General features: G+C 41.6%; 24 protein-coding genes. 20 read left to right on the top strand and 4 right to left on the bottom strand.

Annotated features, from left to right (window positions below; all coding sequences use genetic code 11):
• The first annotated feature begins 315 nt into the window (after nucleotides 1–315).
• The 3 genes from M3221_RS24760 (at nucleotide 316) to M3221_RS24750 (ending at nucleotide 2,109) form a co-directional block, all read left to right on the top strand.
• Entirely contained in the window at nucleotides 316–501 is a 186-nt protein-coding gene (locus M3221_RS24760; protein ID WP_251274728.1) for a hypothetical protein, read from the top strand.
• Between the two features lie 31 nt (nucleotides 502–532).
• Nucleotides 533–940, top strand: a complete 408-nt coding sequence (locus M3221_RS24755) for a hypothetical protein (RefSeq protein WP_251274727.1) — start codon at nucleotides 533–535, stop codon at nucleotides 938–940.
• 125 nt (nucleotides 941–1,065) lie between these two features.
• Nucleotides 1,066–2,109 (top strand): S-layer homology domain-containing protein, encoded by a 1,044-nt coding sequence (locus tag M3221_RS24750; protein ID WP_251274726.1) that lies wholly within the window; start codon nucleotides 1,066–1,068, stop codon nucleotides 2,107–2,109.
• Between the two features lie 86 nt (nucleotides 2,110–2,195).
• Here the strand turns inward: M3221_RS24750 and M3221_RS27125 are convergent, their stop codons facing one another.
• Nucleotides 2,196–2,318 (bottom strand): DUF8096 family protein, encoded by a 123-nt coding sequence (locus tag M3221_RS27125; RefSeq protein WP_472843782.1) that lies wholly within the window; start codon nucleotides 2,316–2,318, stop codon nucleotides 2,196–2,198.
• Between the two features lie 114 nt (nucleotides 2,319–2,432).
• On the opposite strand from M3221_RS27125, the gene M3221_RS24745 reads away from it, so the two are divergent.
• Nucleotides 2,433–2,702 (top strand): hypothetical protein, encoded by a 270-nt coding sequence (locus tag M3221_RS24745; protein WP_251274725.1) that lies wholly within the window; start codon nucleotides 2,433–2,435, stop codon nucleotides 2,700–2,702.
• Nucleotides 2,703–2,805: 103 nt separating this feature from the next.
• A complete protein-coding gene (locus M3221_RS24740) occupies nucleotides 2,806–2,964 on the top strand; it encodes a hypothetical protein (RefSeq protein ID WP_251274724.1) in 159 nt (52 codons plus the stop codon).
• A 455-nt stretch (nucleotides 2,965–3,419) separates the two neighbouring features.
• Here the strand turns inward: M3221_RS24740 and M3221_RS24735 are convergent, their stop codons facing one another.
• A complete protein-coding gene (locus tag M3221_RS24735) occupies nucleotides 3,420–3,569 on the bottom strand; it encodes a YjcZ family sporulation protein (protein WP_251274723.1) in 150 nt (49 codons plus the stop codon).
• Nucleotides 3,570–3,896: 327 nt separating this feature from the next.
• Here M3221_RS24735 and M3221_RS24730 point away from each other — a divergent pair, with 327 nt between their 5' ends.
• Nucleotides 3,897–4,352 (top strand): SRPBCC family protein, encoded by a 456-nt coding sequence (locus M3221_RS24730; RefSeq protein WP_251274722.1) that lies wholly within the window; start codon nucleotides 3,897–3,899, stop codon nucleotides 4,350–4,352.
• Between the two features lie 92 nt (nucleotides 4,353–4,444).
• Here the strand turns inward: M3221_RS24730 and M3221_RS24725 are convergent, their stop codons facing one another.
• Nucleotides 4,445–4,624: a hypothetical protein gene (locus M3221_RS24725; protein WP_251274721.1), complete on the bottom strand. Its 180-nt coding sequence runs from the start codon at nucleotides 4,622–4,624 to the stop codon at nucleotides 4,445–4,447.
• A gap of 399 nt (nucleotides 4,625–5,023) precedes the next feature.
• Between M3221_RS24725 and M3221_RS24720 the strand changes: the two genes are divergently transcribed.
• Together M3221_RS24720 and M3221_RS24715 are read left to right on the top strand one after the other, a co-directional pair.
• Nucleotides 5,024–5,632 carry an RsfA family transcriptional regulator gene (locus M3221_RS24720; protein WP_251274720.1) on the top strand — a complete coding sequence of 203 codons (609 nt, stop codon included), beginning with the start codon at nucleotides 5,024–5,026 and terminating at the stop codon, nucleotides 5,630–5,632.
• A 223-nt stretch (nucleotides 5,633–5,855) separates the two neighbouring features.
• A complete protein-coding gene (locus M3221_RS24715; protein ID WP_251274719.1) occupies nucleotides 5,856–6,023 on the top strand; it encodes a hypothetical protein in 168 nt (55 codons plus the stop codon).
• A 124-nt stretch (nucleotides 6,024–6,147) separates the two neighbouring features.
• On the opposite strand, the gene M3221_RS24710 is transcribed toward M3221_RS24715, so the two are convergent.
• Nucleotides 6,148–7,476, bottom strand: a complete 1,329-nt coding sequence (locus M3221_RS24710; protein WP_251274718.1) for a 6-phospho-beta-glucosidase — start codon at nucleotides 7,474–7,476, stop codon at nucleotides 6,148–6,150.
• Nucleotides 7,477–7,738: 262 nt separating this feature from the next.
• Between M3221_RS24710 and M3221_RS24705 the strand changes: the two genes are divergently transcribed.
• The 12 genes from M3221_RS24705 to M3221_RS24655 all read left to right on the top strand — a co-directional run bounded on the left by M3221_RS24705 (nucleotide 7,739) and on the right by M3221_RS24655 (nucleotide 21,165).
• The gene (locus tag M3221_RS24705; RefSeq protein ID WP_251274717.1) at nucleotides 7,739–8,467 is read left to right on the top strand and encodes a MurR/RpiR family transcriptional regulator; all 729 of its coding nucleotides are present in this window, start codon (nucleotides 7,739–7,741) and stop codon (nucleotides 8,465–8,467) included.
• Between the two features lie 589 nt (nucleotides 8,468–9,056).
• Nucleotides 9,057–10,148 (top strand): LuxE/PaaK family acyltransferase, encoded by a 1,092-nt coding sequence (locus tag M3221_RS24700; protein WP_251274716.1) that lies wholly within the window; start codon nucleotides 9,057–9,059, stop codon nucleotides 10,146–10,148.
• Nucleotides 10,145–11,596: an acyl-CoA reductase gene (locus M3221_RS24695; protein WP_251274715.1), complete on the top strand. Its 1,452-nt coding sequence runs from the start codon at nucleotides 10,145–10,147 to the stop codon at nucleotides 11,594–11,596. Before M3221_RS24700 ends, M3221_RS24695 begins: the two co-directional genes overlap by 4 nt.
• Before the next feature lie 15 nt (nucleotides 11,597–11,611).
• On the top strand, nucleotides 11,612–12,358 hold the full coding sequence (locus M3221_RS24690) for an ABC transporter ATP-binding protein (RefSeq protein WP_251274714.1): 747 nt from the start codon (nucleotides 11,612–11,614) through the stop codon (nucleotides 12,356–12,358).
• Nucleotides 12,355–13,110: an ABC transporter permease gene (locus M3221_RS24685; RefSeq protein WP_251274713.1), complete on the top strand. Its 756-nt coding sequence runs from the start codon at nucleotides 12,355–12,357 to the stop codon at nucleotides 13,108–13,110. Before M3221_RS24690 ends, M3221_RS24685 begins: the two co-directional genes overlap by 4 nt.
• Nucleotides 13,107–14,120 (top strand): ABC transporter substrate-binding protein, encoded by a 1,014-nt coding sequence (locus M3221_RS24680; protein WP_251274712.1) that lies wholly within the window; start codon nucleotides 13,107–13,109, stop codon nucleotides 14,118–14,120. The genes M3221_RS24685 and M3221_RS24680 overlap by 4 nt, the downstream gene beginning before the upstream one ends.
• Nucleotides 14,121–14,131: 11 nt before the next feature.
• The gene (locus M3221_RS24675; RefSeq protein ID WP_251274711.1) at nucleotides 14,132–14,899 is read left to right on the top strand and encodes an SDR family oxidoreductase; all 768 of its coding nucleotides are present in this window, start codon (nucleotides 14,132–14,134) and stop codon (nucleotides 14,897–14,899) included.
• Between the two features lie 773 nt (nucleotides 14,900–15,672).
• Complete coding sequence (locus M3221_RS24670) at nucleotides 15,673–16,365, top strand: apolipoprotein A1/A4/E family protein (RefSeq protein WP_251274710.1); 693 nt, start codon at nucleotides 15,673–15,675, stop codon at nucleotides 16,363–16,365.
• A gap of 28 nt (nucleotides 16,366–16,393) precedes the next feature.
• A complete protein-coding gene (locus M3221_RS24665) occupies nucleotides 16,394–19,579 on the top strand; it encodes a biotin/lipoyl-containing protein (RefSeq protein WP_251274709.1) in 3,186 nt (1,061 codons plus the stop codon).
• Between the two features lie 331 nt (nucleotides 19,580–19,910).
• Nucleotides 19,911–20,357 carry an SMI1/KNR4 family protein gene (locus M3221_RS24660; protein WP_251274708.1) on the top strand — a complete coding sequence of 149 codons (447 nt, stop codon included), beginning with the start codon at nucleotides 19,911–19,913 and terminating at the stop codon, nucleotides 20,355–20,357.
• A gap of 33 nt (nucleotides 20,358–20,390) precedes the next feature.
• The gene (locus tag M3221_RS26980) at nucleotides 20,391–20,591 is read left to right on the top strand and encodes a DUF3986 family protein (protein WP_396395464.1); all 201 of its coding nucleotides are present in this window, start codon (nucleotides 20,391–20,393) and stop codon (nucleotides 20,589–20,591) included.
• A 115-nt stretch (nucleotides 20,592–20,706) separates the two neighbouring features.
• Entirely contained in the window at nucleotides 20,707–21,165 is a 459-nt protein-coding gene (locus M3221_RS24655; RefSeq protein ID WP_251274707.1) for an immunoglobulin-like domain-containing protein, read from the top strand.
• The last annotated feature ends 297 nt before the right edge of the window (nucleotides 21,166–21,462 follow it).

The raw sequence follows: 21,462 nt of genomic DNA, 5'->3' as shown, positions 1-21,462 counted from the left end.
TTGTTTTTTAAACTCGGGCGTGAATGTGCGGCGTTCTCGCTTTGTCATAATTGGAGCTCCTCATCTATTTTAGGTCAAGTGTACGTGACCTTAATTTTTCTGTCCAGATAAGTGTAGCCGCTCCAGTGGACGATATTATAAGTAGAGTTGTATAAAAAGCACCCAAACCGGTGCTATTTTTTATTTCCAAATATAAAGTGCGCCTACTATATTGAATAATCAGGAGATCACTTACCTTTGTCGAAATTTGATGAACGATTTTTATAGGATTTTATTGCTTCCTCTTGCAATATATAGGAGGGAGGAAGTGGTAAGATGAGTGAAAAACAAATAGAGTTGAAAAAATACGTTGAACAGATAGAGGAATTGAGCAGCATATCCCCGCATATTATGGCCGTGTCTAATTTGCTTAGTGAAAAAAATATCGTAACGGAAGAAGAATTTTACAAGGAAATAAAAAAATTTGTAAAAGAAAAAAGAGAAACAGTTACATCCAGATAAACGGTACTTTATAGAAAGAGGGAAATGAAAAGTGAGTTACAAAAAAACATTTATTGACCTCAGCAAAAAAGCCTTCAAAAATGAATTAGAAGAGAAGTTTTCTAAAAAAAGCGCCTATCACCTAATCTCCAATTATTTTAGTGATATTTCAGCCTCCTTGAAGAATGAGGCGGAGGTTGCTGGAAAGACATTAAAAATAAAAATAGAAGAGAAGTGCTGGAGTATTCAACTTAACCAACTGTCAGAACTCTCTATCCGTTTTTACAAGGATGAAATTATAGTCAAGGTAAAGCCAGGATTTCAATGGCGTGAAGAGATCTTGAAGTATGAGCAGGGAAGATTTTATGACCGTTCTAAAGATATAGAATTAAGCGAAGAATTGTTAGACATATATTTAAAAGAAGCATTCGAGTCTACCATCAACCAACTTGCAAGGTAACTGTTTACCAAAGTGTCTGCAAGGGTGTTTTTTCTTGTTTTATAATGAATCTCCTTTGCTTTCTGTTGTACTGTATCATGTATCAATTAATGAGAAAATTTGTAAGAGAAGGGGGCGGAATATTAATGAAAAAGGTACCTCGTATTATAGCTATGGCTGCACTTGCGGGAATGGTACTTGCTTCAACTAGTCCTTCAGCGGAGGCGGCAGACTTCATGCCGATTTATGCAAAACCTACATCTGAATTCCCGTTTACGGATGTTCCTCAAGAACGAATGGACATAGTTTCAGCCCTTTATCATAACAAGTATCTTAATGGTGTCAGTGCAGATAAATTTGGATGGGATCTGCCGATTAAGCGCGTGGATGCCGCCATGATTGCTGCACATGGTATGGGTTTTAGAAAAGAATACTTTCCTACACCTATAAGTGCTTTAACATTTAAGGACATTCCAGAACGGGCAAAAAGTGCGATTTCCTATCTTCAATATTACCGAGTGGTAAATGGAAAAACGGAAACCTTTTTCGGATCTAACGATACAATCACAAGAGGAGAAGCTGCTATCATTCTCGCAAGAGCATATAGAGATGTGCTGATAACACCTAACGAGCCAGTGCATCATTTTACAGATGCAACAGGACGGTACGCGGAAGCTATCAACAAACTGGTTGCTACAGGCATTGTAAATGGAATAACGCCTGAACGGTTTGGCGCAAATAACCCCATAAAACGAGGCGAATTTGCGATGATGGTAGCCCGGCTGAGTGATCCAGCTTTGTCTTCTCCATCTTCTTATGGCGAACTGCCTTCTTCACAAGGCGGACTAACCATGACAGCGGAGAAGGAAAGCTATAAATTGTCGTCTGATACATCTGTAAGTGTGACACTTGTTAATAAAGCAGATTTCGCTTATATATACAGTCGTATATATAAGTTGGAGAAAAAACAAGGAGATAAGTGGGTCTCAATAAAATACAATCCCTACCTAATGTTTCCGACTGATATGCCTGGCATAGAAGCTGACGAAACTCAAAAAAAGGGTTTTTGGTTTGGTGACTTTAAAACATTGATCACAGCGGGAGAATACAGAGTCAGTCATACATTTTATCCATCGATGAATGAAGGAGAAAAGGTGTCTGTAGCGGCATATTTCACAATTACTGAATAAGTTTTTGATTTATAATCTCCTTTATAAATATCCTAAAAAGAAAGGTGCACTTACTGATGCCAGTGGGTGTACCTTTCTTACGGTTACTATTTTTTAATTGAGCTCTTAAAATGAGCATTGCCGTAGTTATCACAATGGCCGCTTTTAGTATGAGGGTATTCACTGATATTGTACGTGATACTTAAATCAATTTCTTGCTCTGTTTCCACGATGTACACTCTTCCTTTTGAAGTCAATTGAATATGATAACAGATTTTATGTCGACTGGGGAGCAGGAAATTCAAAGCCTTTGTCAAAATATAAGGTAAAAGGGGAGTGGAAAAGTGCGATTTAAATATCAAATAAACTTTAATAACCAGGAAGTATTTTTACAAGAACTCAGAAGAAAATTTGAAGAGTTTCACCTGGAGTCAAAGAACTTTTCATTTGAAAAAAAAGAAAATAAAACCTGGGTTTTTCTAATGGATGTTCAGTTTAAAGAGTATGCAAAAGAATTAGAGAAGACGACCGGTATTCATAAAAATGTTATACCGATTATGCAAGAACTTGAAGATGAAGGCGTAGTATTAACACAAAAGCTTCTATTAAACTAAGTCGCCCAAGCAAAAAAGAGAAAAAGAAACAGTTGCATCCGTATAGCGGGTGCTTTTTTCTTTGCTTAAAAAAAATCTCGGAGATGGTGGTGATTGATGTGAAGTGGCGAAAGGGGATGATATCAGATCGGAATGGGAAACAGCCAAGATCACACTTGCTGTTTTGGTGGGAAATAATGGACCCTACTCCAATTTTAAACCGAATGAAACACAAGAAATTATCGATGCAATAACCGATCCTTCAGCAGCTGATTTAATGTGACAACCAATACAAATTCAGTTTGCCGCGATCCGGATATAATTTCTTCATCCACACCACTCCTTTTTATTGGAATGTACGTTCTTGTTTTATTCTTCAGTATAAACAACTGGAATTACATTGAAAAATAATATTTTGCATAACAAAAAACCCCGGTTTTGGCCGGGGGTATAGATGTATTTGACTTTGGAAGAAGAAAAACCAAAAGATTTAAAATTGAGTATGAAAAAATTACGTGAAAATCACATTTTAACCGGATAAATGCGGATGAACTGTGATTGATGGGCAGCCTATAGTTCAAGAAGAGCCAAGGTAAAACAGTTGATTCGGCTTGAACTGGATTAAATGTGAATCCGTGCCCGATATCTACTGAATATAGTCACGTTACACATTCAAACAGGAGCTAAAGTAAGAGTTTACAAAGAAGCTGGTTTCATTCTTACAGAAAAGCAGGACACTCAGTAGTATCCGCCGCCACCATATCCGTAGCTTCCTTTCACGTAAGAGGCACCAATGATAATAAGAAGAATAAATAAAACAACAACAAGCGCAAATCCAGACCCGTATCCACCGTTGTTTTCATATCCACCTTTGTTTTCGTAGCTCACAGCTATCACCTCCTGCTTCTATATAGTACGGAGAAGCTCAGGCAGGGATTGGATGAATGACCTTATCCAAATAAAAAATTTTACCTGTGAGGCAGATTGGTCAAGCCAATCAGGAGGCGGACCGTAAATTTTATTAAGTAGTTAACCAAAACTGTTAAGTAAAAAGCTTTTTCGGTAACCGGGTTAAAGAAAGGCTCGTCAAAGGATATTGTAGATTTTTACGTTAAACTGTCGGGCAGGTAAGTTGAACGAGAAGTAGTTAATACTAACTGCGACAAATTATAATTATGGGTGTGTTAGTAAGTGCTTTTGGAAGGAGAATAAAAAATGCCTGTTATTGAGCATCAGCAGTTTATTAAAGCACCTGCCGGAGTATGTTTTGACCTTGCAAGAAATGTGGATATCCATACTCAAACGACATCTAAAACAAAGGAAAGAGCCGTTGGTGGAGTGACAGAAGGGTTATTAGAACAGGGAGATTCTGTTACCTGGGAAGCCATTCACTTTGGTATTAAACAAAGACTGACAGCCAAAGTGACAGTAATGGAAAAGCCTCATAAGTTTGTAGATATTATGGTGAAGGGAGCTTTCCAATCTTTTGTTCATACCCATCAGTTTATTGAAGAAGCAGGCGGAACCATCATGATAGATACATTTCAATATAAGTCGCCATTTGGTCTAATTGGTGTTGCAGCCGATAAGTTGTTTTTGGAAAAGTATATGAGAGTATTTATTATTTCTCGTGCAAAAGAACTGAAAAAGATTGCCGAAAATATGGATTAATCTTCTGCAACCAGTCTTTAGTTGCAGAAGGAATAAAGCAACGCTGCTCTTAGGTTAAGCAGCAGTTGACCGAAACTGTTGGGGAAAGAAGACTATCGTTTTTCAGTCTTCTCTATGTCCTTTCGCAGCAAATCAAGTCTTTCATTAATTGCATTTAACTGGTCAATTACGTATAAGAGTAATCCGCCAATTAACCCAATTAACACACCAAGTGGACCACCAAATATGAAGCCAGGGATCATCCCGATAATTAAATAAAAAAGCACTCTCATTTATATCCCTCCATATACAATTTACCAATAATTAGAAGGGAAGCCAGTAAATGAATTTAATCAATAGTACGTCCAAAAAATAAAGCAATTTATTGTTCGCAAGCATGGGTATTTTTTTAAACACTTTAAGGAATGAAGAAATAAAACTACTACTTCTTTTAAGCAGGACGATAGTGCCTGTTTGTGCTTAAGCAATCTCTAAACAGTTAAAAATAACAAGCAGATTGCATGCCAGTTAACAACGTCAAGAAAAGAGTCGTTGTTCTCTTCATTTTCATAAATATTTTAAAGTTCACCAGAATATAAATGGAATACATAATTTTTAGGTGCTTTTGTATAAAAGGAGGTAGGAGCGGCCATCTTGTTGAAAGACAATTCGAATAAAAGGGGAGATAACCAATGAAAATGAGACAAGATGCCTGGTCAGAAGAAAATGATTTGCTCCTTGCAGAAACGGTATTACGTCATGTGCGTGAGGGAAGTACCCAGCTGAAAGCGTTTGAAGAAGTAGGAGATATACTTAACAGGACGGCAGCAGCCTGCGGGTTCCGCTGGAATGCTGTGATTCGGAAGCAGTATGAAAAAGCATTGGGCCTTGCGCGCAAACAAAGGAAACAATATTTTCGTAGCCTTCAAAAGAAAGAACGGGCTTCAAGCATGCAAGTCATTTCGGAAGATCACTTTGCAAGTGAAAACACAAATGCAGCTATAGGCTCTCCAGCCCTTACGATGAGAGAGATTATTGCTTTCCTGCAAAACATAAATACATCTGAAGCAGATTGCGAAATCCTTCAAAGAGAACTTGAAATGATCAAACGTGAGAAAGCGGCGATAGAAACAAAATATGAGGAGCTTGAAAAAAGAGCGCTCACGATGCAGCAAGACTATGAAGAATTAGTTAAAATCATGGATCGCGCGAGAAAAATGGTCGTGTTGGGTGATGAATCAGCCCAAAAATCCACCCTGCAGCTTGAAAACAACGATCATTTAGAGAAAATTGCAGAATAAAAAGCGCAGTGCATTCTGCGCTTTTTATTTGCTGCGGGTAGGACTGGTATGATTATCAGCTGTTATACTCTCTCTGTTTCCATCTGCCCCACTATAGAGATATTTTCTACATCCTTATCTCCGCCATCATAAGAAATCAAAAAATACTTCCTGCTTTTCTTTTAAAGATAGTTTACTTTACAATAATGCCAAAAAGACTGAAGGCCGAAAAGGAGGGATACACGTGAGGTGTGGATCAAAATGCTTCCTTGTTGAAATGGAAATAAAGGGAGAGAAGCAAATCAAGCCTGTCACTGCGAGAACACCCGCGAATGCGAGAAAAACCATTCGGTTAGAATACGGAGCAGAAGCTCGGGTTTTATCGGTTGTAGAAGAAAAAAAGAAATCATGATCCTGAACGATTTATAAGCGCTCTACAAAGCGAATATTTCTGTAAAAAAAGCACAGCAGAAGCGCTGTGCTTTTTTGAACGCACCTTTGTCAGTAAACGAAAGTGGTCCAGTTTCCGTTTTCTTTTAGGCGTTTACTTTTTGAAAGAATTGCGGAAGGTGCTCTTTGTGTGCTTCGAGCATTTCATCTACAATTTCTTTGGCAATGGTATCGGTAGGGGTTAATGGGTTAATTGCAAGCGCTAATATGGCTTTTTCGTAATCGCCTGTTACAGCAGCTTCTGCTGCCACACGTTCAAACGATTTAATTTGCTGCACCAAGCCGCGTACCGCAACTGGCAGTTCTCCCATGACGATCGGTCTTGGTCCATTTTTCGTAATCACGCAGCTTACTTCAACAGCCGAATCGTCTGGTATACCGGCAATGGCGCCGTTGTTGCGCGTGTTCACCGGCTGGATGTCTCCTTTATCCGTGTAAATAGAGGTGATCAAACGAACCGCTGCATCGGAATAGTACGCACCGCCGCGTTTTTCAAGCTGTGGCGGCTTGATATCGAGCTGTGGATCTTGATAAAGCTCAAATAATTCCTGTTCCAGTTTCTGCACAACTTCTGCCCGTGTACCTTCTTCTTGTGCGTTCTTTGCATCTTTTTCCAGCATGTCTTTTGTTTTGTAGTAATACATGTGGTAAGGGCAAGTTAAGACATTCAATGATCGGATAAATTCCGGCTCCCAGCCAAGACCTTCGATATTTTTCACAAAACTGCTGTTATTCGGGTCTGTTAAGAGCTCGATGACTTTGTCTTTGACACTTTCTCCATCTACAAACACATCAAGTCCATACACCATATGGTTTAAACCGGCAAAATCAATCCGAATACGTGAGTGGTCCACATCAAGCAGTTTGGCAATGCCCATTTCCATGCCGATCGGCACGTTGCATAACCCGACCACCTTTTGGATATTGGAATAACGCAGAACGGCTTCAGTTACCATGCCGGCTGGATTGGTAAAGTTAATAAGCCAGGCATTCGGGCAAAGCTCTTCCATGTCTTTGCAAATATCCAGAATAATTGGAATCGTACGCAATCCTTTGAATAAGCCGCCCGGTCCATTTGTTTCCTGCCCAAGCACGCCATATTTTAAAGGGATGCGTTCATCTTTTGCCCGTGCATCAAGAAGGCCGACACGGAACTGTGTTGTAACAAAGTCAGCATCTTTTAAAGCGGCCCGGCGATCGAGTGTTAAATGAACGTCAATGGGCAGCCCGGCTTTTTCGATCATTCGTTTGGCAAGAGTGCCGACGATTTCAAGCTTTTCTTTCCCGGCTTCAATATCCACAAGCCAGAGTTCGCGTACAGGCAGTTCCTCATACCGCTTAATAAATCCTTCAACCAGTTCAGGGGTGTAGCTCGATCCGCCGCCAATAGTGGCAATTTTAATTCCTTTTGTCATCTCTTGCACCTCCACTTTTGATATATTTATGGTAACGTGATCAAGATAAGGAGGGAAGGTATTCGGGCTATTGCGTTTTTTATTCCAGCAGAAGATGGCTGTTACAATTTAGTAACAATGTGTTACACACAATGCAAGAGCTGGTGAAAGGCCGCCATTGAAGGCTTCATCCTTTTTCGAAGTAAAGAATAATCAAACAAGGAAGAGCAGCAGCCTTATCCGTGTTATAATTTTTTTAAGATTGTGCGGTGGAGGGATCTGATTGTTTACTTATGAACACATTTTATCGTTTAATGAATTGGAAACGATTTTATACCAATATATTGCCTCTAATCGAGAGAAAGTTATCCATATGCGCGCCCGGGATCTGGCAGATGCCACACATGTTTCACCTTCGACTATTTCACGTTTCTGCCGGAAAGTAGATTGCGAAGGCTTCGCAGAATTAAAAGCGAAATTAAAAATAGACTTGGAAATGAATAAGAAAAAGAACATTAAAAGTTCGCATTATACCTTTGCGGAATTTGCAGAAAAAGCGTTTGAGGGGCGGTTTGAAGCGGACATTCAAGAAATCTCCAGGCTGGCTGCTGCCTCCAAAAGCGTGATTTTTGCAGGCAGCGGCAGCTCCGGTATTCTCGCTCAATATGGATCCCATTATTTTTCTGGATTAGGAAAATTTTCTACGTATATGAGCGATCCTTTTTTTCCGGTCTATGATGATTTGCGGGAGACGACAACGATTGCCCTGTCGATCAGCGGTGAACACAAGCACACGGTAGATTTAGCTGGAAAACTCAAAAAAGAGGGCAGCCGCATCGTCAGTATTACCAATAACAAAGACTGTGCGCTTGCTAAAATGTCTGAAATTAATATCGCTTATTACATTACGGAAGAACGTCATCATTATACAAACATTACCACACAGCTGCCTGTGCTTTATTTAATTGAATCTATTGCGAGGAACATGCATGCTCTTTTGCATTCCCGTTAAATGTAAGTCCTTTTTTTGCCACTGCCTATACAGAAAACCATCTAACAAAATCAAAGCCTAACTTAAATCAAAGGCACATAGCTGCTTGAAAAAGCACAGCTTATAAGCTGTGCTTTTTATCCTTCCTATAAGGGGGTTTTTGTATAATCTGATCCTTCTTCATTCCTATGATACTGCTCACTGTGGTATGGCCAATTTCCACTACAACAGAGGAGGCTGCTCCGGACTTTCGCCGGATTATCTATCCTCTCTCCATGGAAGTATTAAGCACTTGTAAGGAAATATTCAATTTTATGCATAATTAAACTAATCTCTGAGAGAGATAGTAATCAAAAAAATAGTGTTTGAAAAAGTCGGAAGTAAAATTTAGTTGCATTATAAGAGAAGAAAGAGTAGACTTTGAACCAAATAAAACCGTCGGGAGTCTGTGGAATCAGGCTGAGAGTACAACTAATCTGTTGTAGACCGTAATAACCTGTTGGGTAATGCCAGCGTAGGGAAAGTGGGAAGAATAATACCTATCGACACTTTGCCTGCGCAAAGTGTTTTTTTTATTTTATATTTATACAAAAAGGGTGAATGAAAGAATATGGACCAACAGCAAAACATGATAAAACATGTAATGGAATTTATGCAGGAAGATTCGTCTGAAGAGCAGGATTTTAATGAACTGGCGCTCCGTCTCTACACCTATCAATATCAAAACAATCTTCCATACCAGTCATTTTGCAGACAAAAAGGGAAAACACCACGAATGGTCAAGTCGTGGAAGGACATACCAGCTGTACCCATTACAGCGTTTAAAAATATTACGCTCAGCTGTATCGATCCTGAAAAAGCGGAAGCCGTTTTTATGACAAGCGGAACGACACAGGGTGTAAAAGGGAAGCATTTCCATCCGGATCTGCGTATTTACGATCAATCGATGACATTAAACTTTAAAAACCGCTTTATGCAGGGGGTAGACCGCATCCGTATGGGTATTCTTTTTCCGACGGAAGAGGAAATGCCCAATTCCTCGCTTGCTCATTATTTGGCATTGGCAGTCCAGGAATTCGGCACAGCCGAAAGCCATTATCTTTTGACGCAACAAGGAATTGATATAGACCGTCTTTTAAACGAGCTGCAACGTGCTCAGGAAACGGGCGAGCCTTATGCTCTTTTGGGCGCAAGCTACAGCTTTGTCCATTTGCTTGAAGAATTGACACGCCGAGGCAAAACTTTCGCTCTTCCTCCAGGAAGCAGAGTGCTTGATACCGGCGGTTTTAAAAATCAATCCAAAGAAATGGAGCTGTCAGAGTTTTATCGCCTGCTGTCAGCTGCTCTTGGAATTGAACGCTCAGCCTGTATCAATATGTACGGTATGACAGAACTTAGCACGCAGTTTTATGACAGCGGGAATGAAACTATACCTTCGGTCAAATCTGGCCCTCACTGGATCCGCACAAGAGTGATTAACCCTTTAACAGGAGAAGAAGTGCCTAAAGGTGAGCAGGGTGTTCTCGTCCACTGTGATTTGGGCAATTTCAATTCGGTTACGACCATTCTGACGGAAGATATGGGGATGGAAACAGAGAATGGCTTTTTGCTTTTGGGCCGCGTTCAAGGCACGGAAGCAAAAGGGTGCTCCATTGCGGCAGAAGAATTTATCAAAACGGCTTCAAAAGGTACATCAGAATGAGGGAAATTGCAGGATACCTGCCGGATATAGGCGAGACCACATTGGAAATGAAAGTGTTGACGTTCTCTAAAAAAGGAGAGACGGTTGAAGCGGAGATTCCTTTATTAACAAAGGAACAAATAAATAAAGTGATTGAGAAAGTTAAAAAAGCAAGCGAGGAAGTGCTGAAAAGCTTTTCCGTTTCAGATATGATCCGCATTATCGACAGGGCCATTGAGCAGCTGCTGGACCGCCAGTCACCTTACCGGCAAAAAGCAGAAAAATTGCTGCCTATTGTAACGGGCTATGATGAGGAAATCATCCGGCTTGGCCTGACATCTTATTTAAAAACATTCCGAAAAAAAGGGCTGCAGCGTTTTCTGGCTGAAGATTTCGGCAATCCGTTGTTATTGGATGATTTTCAGCCCCGTATCAAAGGAGGTTTTTCCAAAGCCATAGGCCCGAACTTGATCACTCATATTTGGGCGGGTAATGTTCCGGCTCTGCCTTTGTGGAGTTTTATTTCAGGATTGCTTGTGAAAGCAGGAATGATCGGTAAAGTGTCTAGTGCGGAACCGTTCTTTTCTGGATGGTTTGCTCATTTACTTGTAGAAATTGAACCCCGGCTTGCAGACTGTTTTGCGGTTGTGTGGTGGAAGGGCGGCGACGAAGAGAGGGAGCAGCAGCTCTTTGAGCAGTCAGAGGTAGTTATAGGCTATGGAGGCAATCAGTCACTGCAATCGTTGCAAAACCGGATGCCAGTGACAACGCGCTTTTTACCTTTTGGCCATAAAATCAGTTTTGGGGCTGTATCAAAATCAAGCCTTGATTCAAGAAAAGGGTGGACCACGGTCCATCAGGCAGCGCTTGATGTGATCCGGTATGATCAGCAGGGCTGCTATTCTCCTCACCTTTTTTATGTCCAAGAAGGCGGACATGTTTCGCCGCGTGATTTCGCGCGCTTTTTAGCAAATGAACTGGAGAACTTTCAAACAAGATATCCACGGCGAGAGCTTTCGATGGAGGAATCCGCAGCGGCGGCAGCATGGCGCCAAAGGGAGGAAATAGCGCTTTTTTCAAAACCTGGCCATGAAGTGCTGGGTAATGGAGCGAATGACTGGACCGTGGTTTATGAAGAAACCCCCTCTTCTTTTCTGCCAAGTGCGCTAAACCGGGTGGTAAAAGTCATTGCTTTCCGAGACTTTGAAGACATTCTTCCAACCATTGCGCCCCATCGTTCTTTTCTTCAGACGGTGGGAGTGGCTGCCAGTCCTGCTGAACTGTTTCGATGGGCTGAACAGCTTGCGAAAATCGGGGTTACACGTATTGCCGCTCTCGGATCCATGACATCACCAGAAGCTGGCTGGCACCACGATGGCCGATTTAATCTATTGGATTTAGTGTATATGGTCGACATAGAAGCAGCGGCAGAGGCATCAAGCGAGCGATTTGCCCCTTACGTCGACTAGATGAGGAGAACAAAAATGGGATTTTTAACGATAAAAAATGCAGACTTTACGTATCAAGGAAAGCAGGCTGTTATTTCGGACGTAAATTTGGATATTACAAAAGGGGAATTTCATTGTCTGCTGGGAAAAAGCGGCTGCGGGAAAACAACGCTGTTAAAGCTGGCTTCAGGACTGCTTCAGCCTGATAAAGGGATCATTCAGTTGGATGGAAAAGAACTTGACGGACCTTATCAGGAATGTGGCTTTATGTTCCAGTCTCCTACTTTACTTGAATGGAAAACGGTTATGGATAATGTTCTCCTTCCTATTTTCTTGAAGCGGAAGGTGACTGAAGAAGATCGGGAGCACGCAGCCGGTTTGCTGGATATGGTGGGCTTGTCTGAGCATCACAATCGCTACCCGGCACAGCTTTCGGGAGGACAGCAGAGCCGCGTATCCCTTGCGCGGGCACTGATTCAACATCCGTCCATGCTGTTTTTAGATGAGCCGTTCGCAGCACTTGATGCGATCACTAGAGAGGAATTACAAGAAGACTTGCTGAAAATTTGTCAGCTTCATCAAACGACAGTTTTGTTCATTACCCACGATATTTCCGAGGCGGTCTATTTGTCTGACCGTATTTCTGTTATGGACAGGGGACGCATTATCTATGAAGAGAAGGTCCTTTTAAAAAAGCCGCGGCTTATCAATATGCGATATGAACCGTATTTTAATCATTTTTGTTTAACGCTGCGACAAAAAATGAGCGAGGGACGCCCATGAAATATACTCAATTATACTCACTGCTCCTGTTTCTGATTTTGATCGTTGTATGGCAGCTGGCCGCAGGCAGTATGTCAGAACTGGTTCTGCCGGCTCCTTCTATTATTCTTCATACGTTAGTAGAAGGGCTTTTAAGCGGTTATTTCACAGATCATATTATCCAAACAATGCTGGAAATTTTGCTAGGCCTGCTCTTAGGCGGCTTTTTAGGATTTACAGCCGGCATTTTAATGGGGGAAAGCAAATTTTTGTACAAACTTTTTGCCCCGTATGTGATCGCCAGCCAGGCTGTACCGAAGCTGGCTCTTGCGCCCCTGTTTATTTTGTGGTTCGGCTTTGGGATGACGTCTAAAGTGATTATTACTGCCCTCATCTGCTTTTTTCCGCTATTGGAAAACACTGTGTCAGCTATTCAATATACAGATAAGCAGAAACTTGAATTGTTCCGCATGCTGAAAGCCAGCCGGTGGCAGACATTAATTTACTTGAAAATTCCATCAGGTCTTCCGAGTATTTTGGCCGGACTGCGTGTTGCGGTTATTCTCGCTGTGGTCGGCGCTGTTGTGGGCGAATTTATCGGAGGAAGTGAAGGCCTTGGAGCGCTGATTATTGCCTCACAGGGCATGATGGATACACCCTTAATGTTTGCATCCTTAATCATTCTGACCGTTATCGGCATGGTTTTATATCAGCTCGTACACCTGGCTGAAAAGCGATGGGCAAAATCATCTATGAAGGAGAATAAAAAATGAAAATGAAAAAACGATCCGCTTTATTTTTATCCGCGGCTTTATTCTTGGCGGCCTGTGGGGCAGAAGAAACGAAAAAAGAAACGGCTGAGGAGCCAGAAAAAGTTGCTGATATCAAGGTGGCAAGCTGGAGCCAGCCGATCACTGAACAGACCAACCTGCTTGTGGATGAGAAAAAAGGATTTTTTAAAGATAATGGTCTGAATGTAGAAGTGATTCCAGGGGCCGGCGGGGGAGATGCCATTAAAAATATCCTTTCTGGACAAGCGGACATTGCTTTTACTGATCCGGGCTCTCTTTATTTTGCTCTCGACAAAGGGGAAAAATTAAAAGTTTTGTATAATGTCTATCCGCAGAACGTTTTTAATATTGTGTCGCTAAAAGAAAAAAACATTACCAAGCCCGAAGATTTAAAAGGCAAAACCATTGGCGTTTACAGCCTGTCAAGCGGAACTCGTCAGAATCTGCTTGTTATGCTGAACCAGGTGGGTCTTTCTGAAAAAGATGTAAACATTGTTGAAACAGGTCTTTTAAACTTTGCTCCTCTTATGCAGGGGCAAGTGGATGCGACGGCAGCCACCGATACAGGACTTGTTATCGGCAAGCAAAAAGGGCTTGGTGATGTGAATGTCCTTGAAGTAAAAGACTATTTAAACGTTCCAAGCGACGTTTTTGTTGTAACAGAAAAAACATATGAAGAAAAACAGGATGAGCTGAAGAATTTCTTGAAAGCCTATCAGGCGAGTGCCCAGTGGATGATCGCCGATCCGGAAGAAGCCGCTTCATTAGCAGTTGACTATGCAATTGACGGAAAAAATGAAGAGCAAAATCTTGATATTATTAAGCTCCGCAACGCCTCAGCTGTTTCCAGCCTGACTGAAGAGAAAGGTCTCGGCGCTCTTGATACGGATATCCTGCAGCAGGGCGCTGATACGTATAAAGAATTAGGACTGGTGAAAAACCAGCTTAATATGGAAGATGCAGTAGAAGAAGAAATGGTACCGACCAAATAATGGAGGAGACAATGAAAAAATTTCAAGGAAAAGTGGTGCTTGTAACGGGGGCCAGCCGGGGAATCGGTTCCTCGATTGCTCGTGCTTTTGCCTCTGAGGGAGCCTTTGTCATTGTTAATTACCTGCAAAACAAAGAAGCTGCCGAACAGGTTGCGGCTTCCTGCCGGGAGTTAAGCGGTGATGGATGGGCGATTCAGGCAGATGTTACCTCGCAAAACGCTGTACAGGAAATGGTCGAGCAGATCGTGCTAGAAGCGGGGAAAATCGACGTGGTCGTTAACAACGCCTTTGCGCCATACACGTTTAACCCCGAAGAGCGAAAATTAGCATGGGAGCTGTCATGGGAAGATTACCAGCAGCAAATAGACGGCTCTCTCCGCGCTGCTCATTATATGTGCCAGGCAGTACTGCCCTTGATGAAAAAGCAGTCCGGAGGCAGTATTATTAATATGATTAGCAATTTGGTGGAAAGGCCTATTATTCCCTATCACGAATACAATACAGCCAAATCCGCCCTGCAGGGATATACCCGTAATTTAGCAGCTGAACTTGGCCCGTTCGGTATCCGGGTCAACTGTGTAGCGCCTGGCCTTGTATATCCTACAAGCTCCAGCAGGGATACAAAAGAAGAAGTCAAGAACATGATTATTGCCCAAACACCGCTTCGCAGGATCGCTCTTCCTGATGACATTGCCGGTCCGGTCTTGTTCCTTGCTTCTGATTGGAGCCGCTTTATGACCGGGCAGACATTATTTGTGGATGGCGGCTTCGTTAGTTGACATATATCAATGAGCCTGTAAACGGGTTTGAACAGGACGGTGCTCATAGGATCAGCCGGCTGGTTTGTACTATTTAACGTCTAGAATGCGGACTACATTCAAAAACCTTTTTAAAGACAAGCGCTACCCCCCTGATACATAAGGGATAGCGCTTGTTTTATTTTAGTTTTCTCTCTATCAGTACAGCATATCTAATTGGTTTTGAGGAGCAACCATCTTCTTACTTCCAGGAACATGAACTTAACGAGAACTATACTTGTTTGTGAAGCCCCTGTTTGTTTTAAACGGCAAAAAGAGTTACATTCACATAATAGGTATGCAGAATTGTAAACAAAGAAAGGAATAAGCATTTCAGATTTCTCCGGCGAATAAACACATAAGGTGTTACAGCTGTACTCAACAAAATTTTGTGAAGTACGTCGTTCCCGCTCGCTTTTATCTTAACCATATACTTCCACAATCTATCTTTCTGTGATTCGTTGACTCGAAAATGACGAACATGATTTAATTAATATCTAATTTAGAAGCTGCCGCCCGCTTATCTGATAGTTGAAGTGAGGATGTTCGCGCCGAAAATGATAAAATGTAAGAGTGCAAAAATATGAATCGGATGTGCGGATAAACAAGGTCAGCGAGAGCGTGGCAGCATGATTCGTCTAGTGACTGTTTTACGAAGAAACAGGGAACCAGACAATACGTTCATATAACTGAATTTGAAACACTTTACTTCATAGGAGATTCGTACGGGTGAACGTGTTGAAAGGAGTAGCCAGGTGAACAAAGAATTCAATAATGATTTTATCGATGCTTTAATCGTTTCTCTTCAAGACGAAAGAATCATTGAAAGAATAAAAAAAATTGCTGAAGCAGGTGTGTCTGAACCAATAAGGGAGTCAGAGGAACTGTTAAAAGAAAAGGAAAAAGAAATCGCCAGGCTTCGGCAGGAAATCGAATCCAAAAAACAGGAAATTCAAGAATACCAAGTAAAAATACATGATTTAAAGCAGAAAACGGATGCCTATTTGGATGAATTGCAAAAAAGAAGGGGGGATTATCGGGAGGCAGAAGAGCTTTATAGGGCTGTTCAGCAGTTATCCGAAACCACAAAGGAGTCTTTAAAAGGAATTTTCAAGGGACAAACCGTACAGGAATTTATCGTGTGTGGCGTGCAGTATGAAAACATCTCTTCGTTATGGGATTTTATCAAAAATGAGCTGATGGAGGGGCGGGAGCAGGAAAGAAACATTTTGCTCGCTCTGTTTCAGTTTTTCTTTCGAGAATACAGCAAAACATATGATACCCCTTTATATAAACTGCAGGAAGTAAAAATAAATGAAGTTTTCAGAGAAGACTTGTACATAAGAAGTGTCAACAGCCATATATCCGGGAACATATCAGAAATCCTGCTGCCAGGATATACAAGCATTAATGGTAAAATTATTAAAAAATCAATCGTGAGAGTATAGCAGGCGATTTAACAAAGGAGAAATAGACATGACATCGATTACGATTCCAGAGCTTGGAGAAGAGATTGAAAAAATCCTTCTGGTACAGTGGTATAAACAGCCCGGTGATTATGTGACGGTGGGCGATACGCTGGCCAAATTCAACAGTGATGGTATTGAATTTGACCTTTTTTCAGAAACAGAAGGTACGCTTAAAGAGTTATTTGTAACGGAAGACACGTTAGTCAAAATTGGTGATGTCATATGTGAGATGGACTCTGGCAGTTCACCGTCAGCAGAGCCGTCCGCAGAAGAGGAAGAACAAGAAGCTGCTGAAGACGAAAAGCCTTCCGAAAGTGTAACAATCCCAGAGCCAAACAGTGTGAAGGACAGCTCGATTCACTTAATGGACAAGAATGATAAGCCGGTTTTATTTTCACCAGATGTACAAACGATTCCGGTTACGTCCATTTCCATGACATACAAGGAAGTAAAAACGCTAATCAGCCATTTGTATGAAAGAGCAGAAGCGGACTTTTTCAAGGAGGGAACAAGTTTCTTCCAAGATATTAAACAGATGCTTCGTTCCAGATGGGTATTCATGAATAACGTAAATGTTGTATACGATCACAATATTACAGCCCTATTTCCTTACAGAAAACATTATAAATTAGCGGATGAAGATTTTGACTATAAAAAGCATCTGGATGTGTCCGGTTTTAAAGGTGATGCGATGACTCAGGAAGAAACGGTTAAAAGCTTTGATACAACCAATCATCCTGTATTTCAAAAAATAGCCGCTTTAGATGATGGATCTACAAGTAAAAATCCGCCCGTTTCAAGGATATTTGCGAACACGGCCGCACATTCTTCTAAATCTATCGCCTTTAAATTTAATGAGTATAAGATGCAAAGCTTTGATGTGGTCAATCAAAAAACTGATTTGCAGGGGAAAGGCTTTTTCGTGCCGATCTTCCGTTTAAAAGGAGAGAATGCCTTCGGGACCGATGATCGGACCGCTCTTCATTTATGGCTCGAAAACGGATTGGTGCCAAGTGGATTAAGTGCAGAACGCCAGCACGAATATGAGTATTTGCTTGCGCTGCATCAATTAAAGGATTTAGACCATGAAAATTTTGAAAAAGAACTGCCGTCTATCGCGATTGATTCCAAGTCGCTGTTTGAGAAGCTGTTAAACTCTGAAAAAGTAAGAGCGGAAGTAGATACATATGATGAAAAGATGCTGACAGATCCGAATCGAGGCCATTGGGACCTGTGGCCGGTTCTTGATGAAGAAAAGCCTTTAACGATAAAACTGAATGCTGAAATCATGGCCCGAAACCCGAAAATGGATATTCGGGAAGACGGCGTAGTGGGAATCGATTTTGGTACGAAAAGCACTGTAGTCGTCCACCAGGAAAAAAGTGACTTTACGCTTCCGATGCGTGTGGGAGTTGGCTACTTTAACACAGAAGTGCAGGACTGGCATTACGAAAATCCAACCGTCATTGAATTTATTGATTTAGAACATTTCCTGGAGCTCTACCGAGAAAAAGAAGGCAGGCCGGATACGAAATGGCAGGATGTAACGGTTTCCCATACGGCTTTTAATAGTTTAATGAACGGAAAGAGTGACCATTACTACTCTATCTTGAATAATCTTAAGCAATGGGCTGGAGAAAAGAAAAAACATCTGCGTTTAAAAGACAAAAGGGGATATGATGTGGTTCTGCGTTCCTTCTCGGATTTAACAGAGCAGGAAATCAATCCAATTGAGTTATATGCGTACTACCTCGGTTTGTATATTAACAACCAGCATAATGGCATTTATCTGGACTACATCTTGTCTTTCCCGGTCACTTACGAAAAAGCGGTCAGAGAAAAAATTCTAAAGAGCTTCCAGCGCGGATTGAAAAAGACCCTTCCTGTTTCGATTCAGCAGGATGAAGAAGTGATGAAAAAATTCCGCGTGACAAGCGGCGCAAGTGAACCAGCCGCCTACGCCATTTGTGCCTTGCAGCAGTATGGGTTTGAACCGGAAGAGGATGAAAAAACGTATTACGGTGTGTTTGATTTTGGCGGGGGTACGACCGATTTTGACTTTGGTATTTGGCGCGAAGCAGGCCCGAAAGAAACGAGATATGACTATGTGATCGAACATTTTGCGGCGGGCGGGGACCGTTATTTAGGCGGTGAGAACCTGCTGGAGTTTTTAGCCTTCCAAGTGTTTAAAAACAACCAAAAAACGATGCGTGAACTGAATATCTCTTTTATCCTTCCGGCAGAATGTATGAGGTTCCCGGGAAGCGAGACGCTGATTAATGAGTCGCAGGAGTCCTATTTAAACATGAAGCAGCTGGTGGAAAAATTAAGACCTCTGTGGGAAAAACATGACCAGTATGAAGAGAAGTTCGAAAAAGGGATGATCCGGGCAGACCTGTTTGACAAAACCGGCCAGGCAAAATTGAATGTTGAACTTTTGGTTGATCAAAATGAACTCGAACAGCTTATTGAAGAAAGAATTGAAAAAGGCATTAAAAACTTCTTTGAGTCTTTACGGCGCGCTTTTGCCCGTCCGGAAATCGGCAAAATCGATAAGATCAATATTCTGCTTGCAGGAAACTCATGTAAATCGCCAGTGGTGATGAATCTATTTAACAAATGGATGGAAAAGGAACAACAGAACAGTCAAAACTGGGGCGAGACGTCTGACAATTTATTTGAGATTTTTCCGCCGCTCGGGACAGAGGCAGCCTATGCAAAACAGGAAGAAAAACATAGGGCAGTGAACCGGGATGTGTTAACCGCTCCGACTGGAAAAACAGGCGTGGCCTTTGGGCTTGTTCAAAGCAGAAAAGGCGGAAGCATCAAAGTAATTGATCGCAATATAATCAATGATGAATCAAAGTTCAAGTACTTTCTTGGCAGAGGAAAAAAAGGAAAGTTCAAAACGGTTATTGACCAGGAAGAAAAGTATAATACGTGGCATTTGTTTATTGATGCGTCAGAAGAAGATTTTGAAATATACTATACAAGCCTGCCGGAAGCCGGCACCAGCCAGCTCGATATTAAGCAGGCTCAGCGGAAAAAGTTTCGTATTGAGCATGTAGATGATTCCGCTTTTGTGTTCATTCGAACCATAAGCCCGACTGTCATTGAATATGTGGTCGCGCATGAAGATGGGATTTTAAATGGCATTTATTTAAGTGACATTACGAAAGTCGAATTAAGCTGATCGAATGGATCGTAACTAAAATGCAGAAAAAGCGCAGATATCCATCTGCGCTTTTTCTATATGTTTCGATTTATACATCCTTTTTGTAATAGGTATGCTCTAAATTGCTGTGTATTTTTACAATGCTGCTACAGCTGCGAAGCCCGCTGCCGGTAAAGAAAGCTTGCCAGGCTGTGAATGGATAGTCATTTTACGGGTCCCGTATAATCATGATTAGTACCAATATTAGTATTAATGTTTTGATCAAACTAAATAGGATGATTAGTTGCTTTTAAAATGATGTAAAGACAAATGTAACATGAAAAAGCAATTGAATGAAAAGGAGGAAATGATGAATAAAATGATATGGGCCAAGGATGAAGATGATTTAACCTTACAGCCATTAACAGAAGAAATGATCCGTTATGCAGAAAAAGAGCTTGATGTGACACTTCCGGAAGCGTATATAAACATGTTGAAAGAAAAAAACGGCGGTTATATGGAACCCGCTTCTTACCCTACAAAAGTGCCGACTTCATGGGCTGATGACCATATCCAGATCGACTATATGAAAGGGATTGGAGAAGCAGAAGGCATTCTCGAAAGCTTTTATTTGATTGAGGAATGGGATCTGCCGGACCGTGTTGTCCTTCTTTCGGGAGACGGGCATACGTGGATAGCACTGGATTACAGAAATACGGACCAAGAGCCGCCGGTTATATATATCGATACAGAAGACGAGCAGATTTTTCAGCTGGCACCGAACTTTGCGGCATTTGTAGATGGACTGAAGTGGTGATCACTTGCGAGAATATGACGAAACGGTCTTGGTATAGGCTGTTATGAGAATGGCTTTGGTTTAAAAGTAGTCGCGTACGAGGTGCTTCATCAGCTCGTTTGGCACGTTTTTGTAGAGCGGAAAGATCAGCTGCTGGCGGAAGCGGCCAAACGAACAGGCAAGACAATGCCGTTTGGGTATATTATTTTCTCCTTTGACGACGGATCAATAGATTCCAAGCAGCCTCAACAATGATTTAAGGATTGGTTAAGGATTCATCCTATTTTAGAAGAGAGCTCAACTGAATAACGGATCGAGTATGGCCTTCCATTAAGCCCCTATGTTATCCTAAATTTAGGAGGTCTTACTCATGAGAAAATATCAGCTTGCAGCTCTTTGTTTGATCATGTCCTTTCTTTTTTTAACAGCCTGTCAGTCCAACAACACTCAAGAAGCCGAAGAGTCAGACACCCGCCTGACAGAAGAAGCTCCTGTCCAAGAACGTCCAAGTTCGGAAGGCGGTATTACGTTATCAACCGAAAAAGCTCGGTATTCTTCATCAGTTGATACCATTGTAGTAGAAATCCAGAATGAGAGTAAGAAAGAATATATGACAGGCGCTCATGTTTTTCTTGAGAAAAAAGTGGAGGATACGTGGTATAAAGTTCCAATGAAGGCAGACGTTTTTACAGAAGAAGCAATCATTCATCCTCCGGGTGAAGAATCATCATTGGGCTTTCAAGTCAGTGACTTAAAGTACGAATTAACACCAGGCGAGTATCGGGCAACGATTAGCGGGCTTGCTGCGCCATTTAAAGTTGTAGAATAAAAGAAACGAAAACTGCTCGAGTGTAAACCCGTTAAACGGAATATTTACCAAGAACAGATGGGAATAAAAGTGTCTAGACTTTTAAAGTTGTGAGCTTATCAAGGAAGCAGAAGGACACTTGTATAACTATAAAAACAAGGCCTATGGATGTCAAAACCCATAGGCTTTTTGTGAACCTCTCCACCTAAATCAAAGATTTTGATGGAGCATCCCTTATCTTGAATACAGTACAGCATCAGCGGATTAAGCTTCCTCCGGAAGCCCGAGTGCATGATGGAGACTAATGAACGAAGACAA

The organism is Domibacillus indicus (assembly GCF_023715895.1).
GTDB lineage: Bacteria > Bacillota > Bacilli > Bacillales > Domibacillaceae > Domibacillus > Domibacillus indicus_A.
Note: the sequence above shows the minus strand (reverse complement) of the source record. Positions and strands in the feature narration are given on the sequence as shown.

Bases quoted from the DNA above. Each gene is read 5' to 3' on its own strand.
- M3221_RS24760 (WP_251274728.1), top strand. From the start codon at position 316: ATGAGTGAAAAACAAATAGAGTTGAAAAAATACGTTGAACAGATAGAG.
- M3221_RS24750 (WP_251274726.1), top strand. From the start codon at position 1,066: ATGAAAAAGGTACCTCGTATTATAGCTATGGCTGCACTTGCGGGAATG.
- M3221_RS24730 (WP_251274722.1), top strand. From the start codon at position 3,897: ATGCCTGTTATTGAGCATCAGCAGTTTATTAAAGCACCTGCCGGAGTA.
- M3221_RS24725 (WP_251274721.1), bottom strand. From the start codon at position 4,624: ATGAGAGTGCTTTTTTATTTAATTATCGGGATGATCCCTGGCTTCATA.
- M3221_RS24720 (WP_251274720.1), top strand. From the start codon at position 5,024: ATGAAAATGAGACAAGATGCCTGGTCAGAAGAAAATGATTTGCTCCTT.
- M3221_RS24710 (WP_251274718.1), bottom strand. From the start codon at position 7,476: ATGACAAAAGGAATTAAAATTGCCACTATTGGCGGCGGATCGAGCTAC.
- M3221_RS24700 (WP_251274716.1), top strand. From the start codon at position 9,057: ATGGACCAACAGCAAAACATGATAAAACATGTAATGGAATTTATGCAG.
- M3221_RS24695 (WP_251274715.1), top strand. From the start codon at position 10,145: ATGAGGGAAATTGCAGGATACCTGCCGGATATAGGCGAGACCACATTG.
- M3221_RS24690 (WP_251274714.1), top strand. From the start codon at position 11,612: ATGGGATTTTTAACGATAAAAAATGCAGACTTTACGTATCAAGGAAAG.
- M3221_RS24685 (WP_251274713.1), top strand. From the start codon at position 12,355: ATGAAATATACTCAATTATACTCACTGCTCCTGTTTCTGATTTTGATC.
- M3221_RS24680 (WP_251274712.1), top strand. From the start codon at position 13,107: ATGAAAATGAAAAAACGATCCGCTTTATTTTTATCCGCGGCTTTATTC.
- M3221_RS24675 (WP_251274711.1), top strand. From the start codon at position 14,132: ATGAAAAAATTTCAAGGAAAAGTGGTGCTTGTAACGGGGGCCAGCCGG.
- M3221_RS24665 (WP_251274709.1), top strand. From the start codon at position 16,394: ATGACATCGATTACGATTCCAGAGCTTGGAGAAGAGATTGAAAAAATC.
- M3221_RS24660 (WP_251274708.1), top strand. From the start codon at position 19,911: ATGAATAAAATGATATGGGCCAAGGATGAAGATGATTTAACCTTACAG.
- M3221_RS24655 (WP_251274707.1), top strand. From the start codon at position 20,707: ATGAGAAAATATCAGCTTGCAGCTCTTTGTTTGATCATGTCCTTTCTT.